Below are 12,933 nucleotides of genomic sequence, written 5' to 3'. Positions count from 1 at the left end.
CGTGCTCGCCCTGGCCGGACTGTGTTGTTTTATCGTACGCTGCCCGTACGCGTCTCCGCGAGCCAGGCGGATCCGTCGGTGTAGCGCGTTCGGGAGGAGCGGATGTCCCTGACGACATCCTTAGCCGATTCGGGGTGGGGCGTCCGGATCTGGTTCTCGACCCCCCGGTAAAAATGGCGTTAAGGAGAGAGGGGCAGATACCCGTGTTCGACTAAGGCTACTTCTATGGGCATGTTGCTGGAGTCACCGCAGTTCAACGCCGCCTGGAGCACAACACTCAAGCTCCTCACGGGCGGGACACTCGGTCTCTTACTTGCGATCATGCTGCTAAGTGTTTTTCGTGACAGCCCGCTCTTTTCACTCGACGGGTTCCTGGGTATTGCCCTTCCTTTTGCCATCATCATGGGCACTGCCGCGTTTTCCGTGCGCGGGTATAGCATAGAAGATGGACAGATCCGCATTCACCGGCTCGGCTGGAGCACCACGTACCCTGTTGACACCGTGCACCACGCGGAAGTGGTGCCCGGCATCATGAAAGGGTCGATCCGAACATGGGGGAACGGAGGCCTTTTTGGATTTATCGGTCACTTTCAAAATGATCGCCTTGGCGCTTACCGCGCGTACGCCACAAATGCGACCGACATCGTGCACTTGCGCATCGATGGCGAATCGATTGTCATCACCCCGAATCGTCCCGGTGAGTTCGTGGGTCGACTAAAGCAGGACGCCGCCTGGGAGCCCAATGTTGTCCCGTCGTAAGCCACGACTCTTTCTCATAAGGGGCTCGTCATGCTCGCGTCACTCGTCAGGGCGTGTTACTGCGTATGCATGTTGCCATTCCGGAGTCGTCCGGCTGACTGCAGGGCCTCGCGAGATGTGCGCGAGAAGCAACGGGGTGCGCTCGTTTTGCGTCCGAACCGGAGGGTTACCCGGCGTATTTCAACGGACCAGATGACGTGCCAACCTTATTTCTGCACTCGCAAGTATTGCGAATCCTCCCGTCCTCCCGTCGATAGCATATGCAGGACGGACATCTTTGCGATCGACAGGAAGAGGGACGACAGCCGCATGCGCCCCATCGCATCGAACAGCAATTACCAGGTCCAGACCTTCTCGGGGCTTCGATATGATTGCGAACGTAGACGAATCTGACTGGCGCCGCTTTCGAAGATCCGTGTCGGAGTGGCGGGAGCGGTATCTCCAGACGGTGAATGAAGAGATCAACGTGCTGACGACGCCCGGCGATCGAACGCCGACAGAGGCGTTCTGGGAGATCAAGGACCGAGTGGATGCGGAGGCAAAAATCCTGCAGGCCTGTCTGGATGGACACTCTCGGTCAAACATGAGCATCCACTTGATCCGCATGCTTCAGCACGGCATGATCTGTGAGGCCGACCTGGACGACTTCAGCCATGAACTCCGTGATCAGATCCTGGCATCGATCGAGGAATTTGGCAGACGGTCCGAATGATGCAGCCGGGAGTGCAGATTAGATGGACAACAAACGCATTCTCACCGTCGCCCGCTCATAAACCCCACCGTCGCACGGCCGTGCGACGGTGGGTGGGGGGCAGCCGCAATATTTCACGCAATCACCGGAAGTGATACATGAAAAAGTGGACCGAGGAGGAGCGTTACGAGACGCAGTCGGACCTTATCCGGCAGGCGCTATCATCTGAGGACCACGCGCTCGACACGCTACTGGAGGGGATGCGGAAGCGCGGCGAGTCGGCCGTCTACCTGTGCGGCTCACGGCTGGACCACGACTTCTGCTTTGGGAGCGAGGACATCGGCGTGCTCCTCAGCGTCCTCCCGGAAGATAACGCGAAGGCCTTCGTGCCCGGCTACCACCCGGGCAGCACGGAAGTATACGTTCCGTTTCAGGGCGGTCTGACCATCGAGTACCTGGTCGACGGTGATGTCGAAACGCGTGACGTCGCACGGTATGAGACGGCAGTGCTCCCGCCCGGTCAGTGTCACCGGATTCAGCCGAACCTCGATCGCCGCGCAGCGTCGCTCGTCGTGAAGACGAACTTGAGTCACGACCCCGACGTGGTCCGCTGCGCCGACTGCGGGTATTTCAAGGATCCCTTGGACTGCTCCTTGCACCGGAGCTGGACGGTCGATGATTCCTGACGCCGCGTGGCTGCCGGACATGGCCAACTCGATCGTCGATTCAGCCGATTCAGGTACATTCAGATGGCTAACGAACCCGATCGACCGAACGCCACGCAGCTTCTCAGCGGAATGATCCTGTTTCAGGCCGTCAGTGGCATCGCGGGCGGGACCGGACTGATGGTCGACCCGACGGGTGCGTCCCTCGGTATTCCGAACGAGTGGCTGACCGGCTCCCTGTTCGACTCCTACCTGATTCCTGGACTGAGCCTGTTCATCGTGCTCGGATGGTACCCGCTTGCAGCATGGATAGCCATCCGCCGTCGTTGGAACTGGGCGTGGCCGGTCGCCTTTTCGGTCGGCGTCGCCCTTATCATCTGGATTGGCGTCGACATCGCGATCATCGGATACCACGCAGAGCCGCCGCTGCAACTGATCTCCGCCCTGCTGGGCCTGGCCATTCTCGCGCTGGCCCTCTCCCCGTCCATCCGAGATGATCTCCGTCCAGACGGCCCCGGCGGACGTTCGGCCCGCTTCCTCCACGGCCCCTCATCGTAATCTCCGCATATCCTCAGTACACAACCTGCTATGTCCCACATTCTTCGTGCGTTTCCCGCTGCCCTTGTTCTGCTTCTCCTGCTTGCGGCCTGCGACCGGTCCGACCCGGAGTACAACGCGGAGGTCGTCCCGTATACGGGCGCTACGATTACGGCAGCGGATGCCACGGTCACGGATCCGTCCGGGGAGAAAGGATGGCAGGCGCGGCGAATGGACGACCGTGTCGTGCTTTCACGATCAACTCTGTGCGGCGATGAATGCACGGAGACGATCCAGCTCTCCCTCCGTACGCAAGGAGACGCTGGTCTTCCGGCCTTTAACAGCCTGATACGGATCCAGCGTAGCGCCCTCCCCGAACGCAGGACGCAGGAAACGATCGCGGTCCGCCGTATCGAAATCCAGGACTGGAATACGGACGGCGTCGTGAGCGGGCGGGTGGTCGGCGAAGAAGGAATCGTGTTCTGGGCAACCCTCGCGGGTCGGTCTGGCCAATAACCCGCCTGAAGATCCCGGCCGCACGATTCCCCATCCGGGATGATCTGTGCATTATCCCCGGAACGGCGGCCGTCGATCGGCAATTCGATCTTCTCACGTCCTCCCGCCTGACAGCTCCGCGGAATCCCGCGCGAACGCTTCCCCACGTCGTCACAGCGCGCCGGTGCAGATCCGGTTATTCCACCTCTCAGACCCCGATGTGCGATGCCTACCATGATCCCTCGAACTCGACTCGACGAGAACGCGGACAAGATCCGCGAAGACCTGCAGTTCGTCATGGACTGCTTCCGTGAGGTGCTAACGGAACTGGGCGAAGGCGAAATCGCCGATCGCCTGCCCTGGAGCGACGACGGCGCGCCGACGGGGAAGACCACCCGGCCGAGCCGGACCGCGCAGAGCTACTCGATCGCCTTTCAGCTCCTGAGCATGGTCGAGGAAAATGCAGCCGTCCAGATGCGCCGAAAGCTGGAAGCGGAGGGAAAGCTGGCGAAGGTCTCAGGCCTCTGGCAGCAGAATCTCGAGCGACTGAAGGAGCGGGGCTTGTCCGGTGAAGAGATTGCCGACGTGCTGACGGATGTCCGCGTGGAGCCGGTCCTGACGGCCCACCCGACCGAGGCCAAGCGGGCGACCGTACTGGAGCATCACCGCCGGATGTACCTGCTCCTGGTCGATCGCGAAAACCGGGTCTGGACACCGTCTGAGCGGAAAGAGCTACGGGCATCGATGAAAGCGGAGCTCGAGCGCCTGTGGCGTACGGGCGAGATTTACCTGGAAAAGCCGGACCTGGCCTCGGAGCGCCGCAACGCGATCCATTATTTGCGAAACGTCTTCCCCGACGTCCTGCCGGAGCTGGATCGCCGGCTCAACGTGGCCTGGGAGGAGATGGACTTTGACCCCGCCTTGCTGCACCGCCCCGACGGTCGCCCGAGCCTTCGGTTCGGCAACTGGGTCGGCGGCGACCGGGACGGGCACCCGCTCGTCACGTCGGACGTCACTCGTGAAACCCTCGGCGAGCTACGGACGAACGCCCTGCAGCTGCTTGTGGAAAAGCTCACGGAGCTGACGCGACGGCTCAGCCTGTCGGAGTTTCTGCAGGCGCCGCCGGAGCCGCTTTCCGAAACGGTCGCTGTCATCGCGGAGGATCTCGGGGAAAGGGGACGACGGGCGGTGGAGCGGAATCCCGACGAGCCGTGGCGGCAGTTCGTCAATCTTATGATCGCGCGTCTTCCCATCGAGGACGGCGCCCGGGTCGAGCACCCCGCCGCGTACGAGACGCCCGACGCGCTGGTCGACGATCTGATGTTTCTCCGCGAGCAGCTTCTCGCCGTTGACGCAGACCGCATCGCACGGCGCGACCTGGACCCCGTGCTGCGAACGGTGCAGACGTTCGGGTTTCACCTGGCGGCACTGGATATTCGGCAGAACAGCCAGTTTCACGACGAAGCCGTTGCGCAGCTCATGTCTGCCGCCGGACTGCAGGGCGAGCGGTTTCTGGAATGGGATGAGGAGCAGCGCCTCGATTTTCTTAATCGCGAGTTGTCCTCCCCGCGTCCCTTGACGCACCCGGACATGGAACTGGGCGAGCAGGCCCAGGCCGTGCTGGACGCCTATCGCGAGGTGTCGCAGTACATCAAGGAGTACGGACCGGAGGGGATCGGCGCCCTCATCATCAGCATGACGCGGAGCCTGTCGGATCTTCTCGTGGTCTATCTGCTCGCGCGCGAGACCGGCCTGACGATGCAGACCGAAGACGGGATCGTGTGCCGGCTGCCCGTTGTGCCGCTCTTCGAAACGATCGATGACCTTCATAATGCGCCCGGTATTCTGGACGACTTCCTGTCGCACCCGATGACGCAGCGGAGCCTGGCCTATCTGCAGGAGGAGCACGGGACGAGCCAGCCGGTACAGCAGGTCATGATCGGCTACAGCGACAGCAACAAGGACGGTGGCATCGTATCGAGCCTCTGGAATCTGTACCGCGGGCAGGATGCGCTTGCCGATGTGGGCCGGGAGCACGGCGTGCGCGTCCGCTTCTTCCACGGACGTGGCGGGACCATCAGCCGCGGCGCCGGGCCGACGCACCGGTTTATCAACGCACTCCCGCATTCGTCGCTGCAGGGGGACCTGCGACTCACCGAGCAGGGCGAGACGATCGCGCAGAAGTACGCCAACCGTTTAAATGCCGCCTACCACCTCGAGCTGCTGATCGCGGGGACCACCGGCGCCACATGCCGGCAGCGCTACAGCCGGAAGAAGGGTCACCCGCTGGAGTCGACGCTCGACCGCATGGCGGAGAAGAGTCGCGCGGCGTATCAGCAACTCATTCACACCGACGGCTTCGTGCCGTTCTTCCGCAAGGCGACGCCGATCGATGCGATCGAAGCCAGCCGCATCGGGTCGCGACCGGCGCGCCGGACGGGCAAGCAGACGATCGCCGACCTGCGCGCGATTCCGTGGGTCTTTAGCTGGAGTCAGGCGCGCTTCTACCTGTCGGGCTGGTACGGGACGGGGACCGCGCTGGAGTGGCTTCAGGAGGAGCATCCCGACGCGTTCAACGATGTGAAACAGCAGAACTTCATCTGGTCGCCGCTCCATTACATCATCAGCAACGTCGCGACCAGCCTGGCCACGGCAAATCCGGAGATCATGCGGCAGTACGCCGGCCTCGTGCAAGACGACGACCTGCGCGAACGGGTGATGTCGCAGATTGAGGCGGAATACGACCGGACGCGCCGTATGATGGAGCGCATCTACTCCGGCCCGCTTGCCGAGAAGCGGCCCAACGTCCAGCAGTATCTTGACCTCCGACAGGAGGGGCTTCAAACGCTCCACCGGCAGCAGATTGACCTGCTGAAGCACTGGCGTCACGGCTCGGGCTCCGGCAACGACGAGGTGCTGCTCAAGCTGCTCCTCACGGTGAACGCGATTGCGAATGGGCTCGGCACGACGGGGTAGGAGAGGAAGCGTGGTCCCGGCGCGTCCACGGCGGACGGGCTGGGCCCAATCTGGATGTTACTTTCCCGCGGGATGAAGCGGCTGTGCAGATGAAGAAATGGACGCAAACCGTCGCGGCGAACTTTGTAGAAACGATTTGCGTCTAAGATAAAGGTAAGGAAATTGATCGCGGCACAATAGCGAGGGCTCACCATGACACAGATCACGCGCTCCACATTTCGAGGTCTCCGCCAGCTGGCGGGCGTCCTTGCCTTTCTTGTAGCTGCGACGAGTCTGACGGGGTGTTACACGCAACTCGCCACGGTGGATGATCGCGGCGACGGTGAGGTGTATGCCGATGAGTACCGGCGCGACTACGATCGCCGGTACGATCGGTATGACCGGTACGACCGCCATGATCGCTTCCGGGTTCGCCACTACCGGCATCTGGCGCTGTACGACCCGATCTTCTACGACCCGTTTTACGACCCCTTCCTGTACGATCCGTTCGTGTCGGGCGTGGGCGTCTCCGTGACGGTCCGCTTCGGCGACTTCGGGTACTATGATCCGTTCTTCTACCGCCACCGATCGTACTACGGCGGGTACTTTGCCTACTCACGCTACCGGTACCATCGACCGTATCGGTACTGGCGCCCGTACCGCTGGCATCGCCCGTCGGACTTCTACTACAGCGGCTATTACGACGGATATTACGACTACGAGCGCCGCCGCGACAGCTACACCGTACCGCGGAACACGAACGCGAGTCGCGTGGGGCGGACCGCCACCTCCGGCCGTGTGACGGACAACACCGTCCGGAGTGCCAGCGTTGGTCGGACCGCCACGTCGGGCCGGGCCCGTACGTCTGCCGCAAGTGACCAGCAGCGCGCCGCGACCGGCCGTTCGGCCAGCAGTGGCCGCGTGGGTCGCAGTGCTGGAAGCGGATCCGATCAGGGCTCGTCGGCAACGACGACCCGGACGCGTTCCGGAAGCAGTGGGCGCGTCGGCCGCACGAGCACACGCTCCGGGGACGACCGAAGCGCCGCCCGAACGGGGCGCTCCGGTGAATCCTCTCGCACGGGACGATCGGCGACGCGCAGCCGCGGCGGCAACGACAACGGGGATGCTCGATCCTCTCGCTCACGGAGCGGATCGGACTCGCGTGCTCGCACCGGCCGTTCGGACGATTCCTCGCGTACCGGACGCTCCGCATCGCGCAGCCGTGATGGCAACGATAACGAGAATGCGCGCTCCTCCCGATCGAGTGGGTCGGATTCACGCGCTCGCACCGGACGATCCGGTCGCGCAGGTGACGACGGATCGAGTTCGGCGCGGTCCCGCGACGACGGGAGCCAGCGTATCCGGTCGGTCGGCACGACCCGCACCGGGACCGGACGCGTCGGCCGGAGCGCAGACTCCACCCCGCGGCGCTACGACACGTCCCGCAGCCGGGCCGGCGAGTCCTCCGACGGTTACACCCGCCGGAGCACGACCTACGACCGGTCGCGGACATACGATCGCTCTCGCACCTACGACCGGTCGCGTGACCGTTCCTACGATACGAATCGCGGAACCAAGCGCTCACCGACCTACGATCGGACGCCACGGCCGCGAACGTACGACCGATCCACACGCTCTCGCACGTCGGACCGCTCCGCTCGGACGCGCGCCCCGCGCCGCTCAAACGATGCCGTGAAGAGCCGCTCTTCTCGAACGAGAAGCCGGTCGGCCCGCACCCCGCGGAGTCGCAGCCAGGCGACGAAGTCACGTAGCCGAGCTACGAAGTCACGCAGCAGCCGCTCCCGCAGTCGCGCCACGTCGCGCTCATCGCGGAGCCGGAGTGAGGCCAAGTCAAGCCGTTCCCGGTCTCGCAGCCGTGCAACCACCGATCGCAGTCGCCGCTCCTCCGACCGTTCATCGAGCCGCCGCTCGTCGCGCCGCGACAACGACAACTAGAGCGCCGGTTGACAGCAGCTCCGCCCTTACGGCGGCCGCGTCTTCACTCCTTCCGGGCCCGTGTACTCGTGCCACGGGCCCTTTCTATGCGCTTGCGATACAAACCTCCTTTCCCGTAACCCACCGGTTTGAATAGACTTATGAAAACCGACGCAACGTACTCCGACCGTACACGGGTCCTTCGATCCGTCCGCCGATGGGCGTGGTGCACGGCTGTCGTGCTGGTGTTTTTCCCGCTCTGGTCGGCAACGCCGGCTGAGGCGCAGGTGCGCGATCCAGGCCTGCTGAATGCGAACACCGACGTTCCGGATGCCGACGACATCTTCCGCTTGTCTGAGCGCCTTCCCGGCGTCACGGCTCGTTCGATCGGACTCGCCGGCGCCGGTGTGGCCGGGCGGGGCGACATTAGCGCGCTCTATACCAATCCGGCCGGGCTGGGATGGGCGGAGTCGTCGCAGGCCGGTGGCGGGTTCAGTATTCTCACGTCCCGTACCGATGCGACCTACCAGCCGCCCGGACCGGGTGCGGGCCTGAACCTGGAGTCGAGCACGCCCAACACGACGCTCTCCAACTTTAGCGCCCTCTACAAGGTACCGACCGAACGCGGTGCGCTCACGTTTGCAGCGTCGTACCACCGGTCCGCCGATTTCACCCAGGAGATGGAATACGAGGGGGAGGCGGTCGGGACGTCGGTCACCGGCTCCCTACTTCCGAACATTCAGAACGTTGACTTTCCGACCGGTGAAATCGACTTTTTCGAGTCTCCGCGGGCATTCGTTGCCTTCGAGGGCGGCGCCATCGAGTTCTTCGAGGGGCTCCGGCAGAACGGCGAGTACCCGTTTCAGCCTGCCGTTTTCCCGGGAACGCGCATCCAGCAGATCGGCGAGGTGGACCGCTCCGGTAGCATCAACGAGCTGAATTTCGGCGCCGCGTTCGAGGCGGCGGAGAACGTCATGGTCGGTGGCGGCGCGAACATCATCTTCGGCTCGTACGAGTTTCGCCAGGAGCTCGTGGAGATCGACCAGGGCGGGAATGACAACTATGAGGTGATTCGCGGCGGCACAACCTACACCGGGCTCGACCAGATCCTTTACCGGGACGGCTATCAGGATGACCTGGTCGGCTTTAACCTGCGTTTCGGCGTATCCGCGAAGGTAGCGGATGAGCTGACGTTCGGCGTCGCATTTGAGTCGCCCACGTGGTCGTCCGTCGACCGTACGTACACGCTCGCCGCGGTGCAGACCACCTTCGATCAGGGCGGCGTGCTGTCTTACGGCATCAACGACACGTTCCAGTCGCAGGGCCGGGGTGGGTTGGACTACGAGACGCGCACGCCGCTCCGGTTGAGCGCCGGCCTGAAATATGATGCCGACAACCTGCTCGTCAGCGCCGATGTCGAATTCGTAGACTGGTCTCAGCTGGACGTGGACGAATCGACAACCGGACCCGTGTTCAACGTGACACCGATCCAGGACGCGATTGAGGACAACTACTCGTACGTCTTCAACCTGCGGGGCGGCGCCGAATACCGTCTGGACCAGGGTCTATCGATTCGGGCCGGAGCCGCTTATCGGCCGGATCCTCGCGAGGGCCGTGCTGTTGCTGGCACGACCGCCCGGGATCGGCTCTACCTGGCGGGCGGACTCGGCTACGCGGTCAGCGACCAGTTCCGGATTGACCTAGGCTGGATGCAGGAGCGCGTAGACGACCCCTTCAGTCCCTACAACGCGACGGACCTGGGCACGCTCGGCAACGTCCCGCAGCCCCTGAACGACGCGACCTACCTGCCGCCCGTCGTACAGCAGGACGTGTCCCGTAACCTCTTCATGCTCGGGATGACGATCACGTTCTAGCAGGCCGACCGATTCTACGCTTTCCTTGAAAGACCCGCGTGCCCGTGCACCGGCATTTGACCGATGCGGCACCGCGGGTCTTCGGTGTTCACGAAAACGATCTAACGGGAGGACGGACTCGCGCCGGCATCCGCGTTGGCCTGTTCCTCGCGGCGCTGTTCACGCTCGTCCAGCATCCGGTGGTAGTCCCGGGCGGCGCGGTTGTGCTCGCGAAGCGTCCGGCTGAACCGGTGCCCTCCGGTACCATCCGCAGCGAAGAAGTAGTAGTCGTGATCCTTCGGATAGGCGACAGCGCGAAGCGTCGTCGGCGCCGGATTGGTGATGGGGCCCGGAGGCAGGCCGGCGTTCCGGTAGGTGTTGTACGGATGGTCGATCTCCAGGTGGCGGTATAGGACGCGTCGTGTTCGCTCTCCCTGCGTGTCGATCAAAACGTACTGGATGGTCGGGTCGGCCTGCAACTTCCACTGGTCGTCCAGCCGGTTCAGGTACACGCCGGCGATCGTCGGCTTCTCCTCATCGAAGTAGGCTTCCCACTCGACGATTGACGCCAGCGTCAGCACGTCGTGTTTGCTGAGGCCGGCGTCGGCCGCGGCGTTCGCCAGTTCGCGCTCGTAGTAGGCATCAAACTCCCGCTTTATACGGCGCAGAACCTCTTTGGCGGGCGTTTGCCAGTAGAACTCGTACGTCTCCGGCAGCATGTAGCCGAAGAGGTGCTCGGGAGTGGTGCCGAGGTCCTGTGCGAGACTCGTATCCCGCAGGGCTGTGAGGAAGTCGTCGCTGGAAAACCCCAGGTTTCGACCCAGCACGCCGGCTACCGTCGGAGGCTGGCGGCCGGGCGGGATGGTGACGCGCACGGGGGTCTGCAGCCCCTTGCGGATCGTCTCCAGCATGTCGTACGAGGAAGCGCCGGATTCGAAGGCGTAATGGCCGGGCTTGATCTGCTTGTCCCATCCCGTGGTCTGCGCGATCAATCGGAACGAAGACGTCGACTGGAGAAGGCCGGCCGAGGCGAGGGAGTCCACGGCTGCGTCGAAGTCCCGCTGCGGGATCGTCACCGTACGTTCCCCCTCAAACGAGGGTGTGTTCGGGCCGAAGACAACCCAGGCGCCGGCCCCCGCCGTCAGGGCGATAAGCAGAACGACGCCCGCGACGGCGTAGAGTATGCGCTTCCGGACGGTCATTCAGCAGAAACGGAGGTGCGGGTAGAGACGAGATGATGCATGGTTCGTAATCGCAAGATTCGGGCCTCGCGTTCAAGCGTTGAATCGATGGGTCGTTGAATCGATGGGTCGTTGAATCGTTGGGTCGTTAAACGCTGAACCCTGAACCACCCCCCTACCCCGGGAGGCCGGGCTCGACCAGGAGCACGTCTTCCCGCTCGACGCGGACGGCACCGGGGGCTGCGCCTTTCGGGCTGCGGACGTACTTCCGGCGGGTCATCATAACCGGGACGAGGCCGCTTCCCCGGGCTTTGCTGTAGTACGCCGCGATTGCGGCAGCGATGTGCTTGCGTCGCCGTCCCGGCTCGGCATCGCGGTTTGGGAGATGCAGCACCGTGTGCGAGCCCGGCACACCGCGGGCATGCAGCCACAGATCGTACTTCTGGGCGACGTGAAACGTGAGCTCGTCGTTTTGCCGCGCGTTTTTTCCGACCCACACCTCGAACCCGCCGCCCAGATCGAAGCGTCGGAACGGGAACGTATTGACGTTCGCGTCCGGTCGGTCGACGAACGGGGCGACGTCCGATTCGCGCTCCTTTCGGAAGGTCTTGATGCCGTCGAGCGTGTCGATGGCTGTGATTTCGTCGTGCAGCGCCCGTGCCTTCTCCGCGCGCTCCACCGTTTCATCCAGGCGCGCCTCCGCCTCCTCGCGGGAGCGGCGGGTCCTGCGCGCCCGGGAGTAGTAATACTCGGCGTTGTCGACGACGGACTTTGCTGGATCGAGCGGGATGGTGACGGGCTCGCCGTTCTCGAACAGGTCCGGCAGCGTCACCTCCTCATCCCCAAGGTCGACAGCGTCCTGTTGCGCCATCAAGAGGTGCCCCCAGCGCTCATAGCGATCGGCCCGGCTCTCGTTGGAAAGCTCCTCCAGCATCCGGTCTGCACTCTCCCGGTAGTGTTCTGCTGCGTCCTTGAGCGCTTTTTCCAGCGGATCGTAGAGCCGGTGGAAGTGGCGCTCGGCCAGTCGACGCTTGACGAATGACGCCACGGCAATGTCGACCGTATCGAAGGCGTCCGATTCCGTCCCCGCCGCTTCCAGGTGCTGCATCCGTGCGAGGGCGAAGGCGTCGGGAAACTGTCCTCCTCCGTAGATGACGGGCGCCGGATCGTCGAACTCGGAGATTAACGTCTGCGATGCCTCAAACAGCGCCCGCCGCTCTGCTTCCGTTGTTTCTCCGGGATCCTCGGTCTCAATGCCGGCACGGAAGACCGTTTCCTGTGCCGGGAGCCGCCCGAAGAGGGGGACGGCCGACTGGATCGCCTGCCGCGTCGAGTTGCGGTTCGGGCGCCATCGGCCCTCAAAATCCGCGAACGATTTCGGCATAGGGGCCGCCCGGGGCGACGGCGCGTCCTCGCCTGAATACGTCTCATCGTTCTGAAAGGCCTCGACCACCCGGTCGTCTCCGTCGACCAGAAACGCGTTGGCGCGAGCGCCGAAGAGCTGCCACTGAAACCGGTAGTCGCCCTCCAGGTCGAGGTACAGCATTCGATCCCGGTCCGCGATCCGAATGTCGACAACGTCCCGGTCGAATGCCTCGCGGAACAGCGTCGCGACGTTGCGCCGGGCCTTGGAGTAGCGGTCCGTTCGAAAAATGAAGATGAACGGGCGCTGGATCGAGCTTCGGAGCATCCACTCTGCGTCCGGCCCCGTCATCGCCAGGGTGAGTTCGTTCTTCGACTGCGAGTACGCGTCGATGATGGTGGTGCCGGGGAGGTCGTCTCGCCATTCACGGACGAGCGCGCGCAGGGTGAAATAGCTGTCGACCACAGAGGCGAAGGCATCGGGAAGGCAGAGGATGCGA

10 protein-coding genes are annotated in these 12,933 nt (G+C 63.7%); 8 read left to right on the top strand and 2 right to left on the bottom strand.

Annotation, left to right across the window (positions count from 1 at the left end):
* Positions 1-225 precede the first annotated feature (225 nt).
* The 8 genes from ACFCU0_RS11590 (at position 226) to ACFCU0_RS11555 (ending at position 9,911) form a co-directional block, all read left to right on the top strand.
* Complete coding sequence (locus ACFCU0_RS11590; protein ID WP_434973835.1) at positions 226-759, top strand: PH domain-containing protein; 534 nt, start codon at positions 226-228, stop codon at positions 757-759.
* A 367-nt stretch (positions 760-1,126) separates the two neighbouring features.
* The gene (locus tag ACFCU0_RS11585; RefSeq protein WP_434973834.1) at positions 1,127-1,471 is read left to right on the top strand and encodes a hypothetical protein; all 345 of its coding nucleotides are present in this window, start codon (positions 1,127-1,129) and stop codon (positions 1,469-1,471) included.
* 137 nt (positions 1,472-1,608) lie between these two features.
* Positions 1,609-2,136 carry a hypothetical protein gene (locus ACFCU0_RS11580; RefSeq protein ID WP_434973833.1) on the top strand — a complete coding sequence of 176 codons (528 nt, stop codon included), beginning with the start codon at positions 1,609-1,611 and terminating at the stop codon, positions 2,134-2,136.
* Between the two features lie 63 nt (positions 2,137-2,199).
* On the top strand, positions 2,200-2,673 hold the full coding sequence (locus tag ACFCU0_RS11575; RefSeq protein WP_434973832.1) for a hypothetical protein: 474 nt from the start codon (positions 2,200-2,202) through the stop codon (positions 2,671-2,673).
* 30 nt (positions 2,674-2,703) lie between these two features.
* Positions 2,704-3,168, top strand: a complete 465-nt coding sequence (locus ACFCU0_RS11570) for a hypothetical protein (protein ID WP_434973831.1) — start codon at positions 2,704-2,706, stop codon at positions 3,166-3,168.
* Positions 3,169-3,372: 204 nt separating this feature from the next.
* A complete protein-coding gene (locus ACFCU0_RS11565; RefSeq protein WP_434973830.1) occupies positions 3,373-6,123 on the top strand; it encodes a phosphoenolpyruvate carboxylase in 2,751 nt (916 codons plus the stop codon).
* A 192-nt stretch (positions 6,124-6,315) separates the two neighbouring features.
* A complete protein-coding gene (locus ACFCU0_RS11560) occupies positions 6,316-8,058 on the top strand; it encodes a hypothetical protein (RefSeq protein ID WP_434973829.1) in 1,743 nt (580 codons plus the stop codon).
* A gap of 140 nt (positions 8,059-8,198) precedes the next feature.
* Entirely contained in the window at positions 8,199-9,911 is a 1,713-nt protein-coding gene (locus tag ACFCU0_RS11555) for an OmpP1/FadL family transporter (RefSeq protein ID WP_434973828.1), read from the top strand.
* A 101-nt stretch (positions 9,912-10,012) separates the two neighbouring features.
* Here the strand turns inward: ACFCU0_RS11555 and mltG are convergent, their stop codons facing one another.
* Together mltG and ACFCU0_RS11545 are read right to left on the bottom strand one after the other, a co-directional pair.
* The gene (mltG, locus tag ACFCU0_RS11550) at positions 10,013-11,092 is read right to left on the bottom strand and encodes an endolytic transglycosylase MltG (RefSeq protein ID WP_434973827.1); all 1,080 of its coding nucleotides are present in this window, start codon (positions 11,090-11,092) and stop codon (positions 10,013-10,015) included.
* Between the two features lie 154 nt (positions 11,093-11,246).
* Positions 11,247-12,899: an NFACT family protein gene (locus tag ACFCU0_RS11545; protein WP_434973826.1), complete on the bottom strand. Its 1,653-nt coding sequence runs from the start codon at positions 12,897-12,899 to the stop codon at positions 11,247-11,249.
* Positions 12,900-12,933 lie beyond the last annotated feature (34 nt).

It is taken from the genome of Longibacter sp., assembly GCF_051155795.1.
Classification (GTDB): domain Bacteria; phylum Bacteroidota; class Rhodothermia; order Rhodothermales; family Salinibacteraceae; genus Longibacter.
The sequence above is the reverse complement of the archived record's forward strand: the minus strand, read 5'-3'. Positions and strand labels throughout refer to the sequence as shown.

Excerpts from the sequence above, each read along its gene's own strand:
- ACFCU0_RS11590 (WP_434973835.1), top strand. The coding sequence starts at position 226 with ATGGGCATGTTGCTGGAGTCACCGCAGTTCAACGCCGCCTGGAGCACA.
- ACFCU0_RS11585 (WP_434973834.1), top strand. The coding sequence starts at position 1,127 with ATGATTGCGAACGTAGACGAATCTGACTGGCGCCGCTTTCGAAGATCC.
- ACFCU0_RS11580 (WP_434973833.1), top strand. The coding sequence starts at position 1,609 with ATGAAAAAGTGGACCGAGGAGGAGCGTTACGAGACGCAGTCGGACCTT.
- ACFCU0_RS11575 (WP_434973832.1), top strand. The coding sequence starts at position 2,200 with ATGGCTAACGAACCCGATCGACCGAACGCCACGCAGCTTCTCAGCGGA.
- ACFCU0_RS11570 (WP_434973831.1), top strand. The coding sequence starts at position 2,704 with ATGTCCCACATTCTTCGTGCGTTTCCCGCTGCCCTTGTTCTGCTTCTC.
- ACFCU0_RS11565 (WP_434973830.1), top strand. The coding sequence starts at position 3,373 with ATGCCTACCATGATCCCTCGAACTCGACTCGACGAGAACGCGGACAAG.
- ACFCU0_RS11560 (WP_434973829.1), top strand. The coding sequence starts at position 6,316 with ATGACACAGATCACGCGCTCCACATTTCGAGGTCTCCGCCAGCTGGCG.
- ACFCU0_RS11555 (WP_434973828.1), top strand. The coding sequence starts at position 8,199 with ATGAAAACCGACGCAACGTACTCCGACCGTACACGGGTCCTTCGATCC.
- mltG (WP_434973827.1), bottom strand. The coding sequence starts at position 11,092 with ATGACCGTCCGGAAGCGCATACTCTACGCCGTCGCGGGCGTCGTTCTG.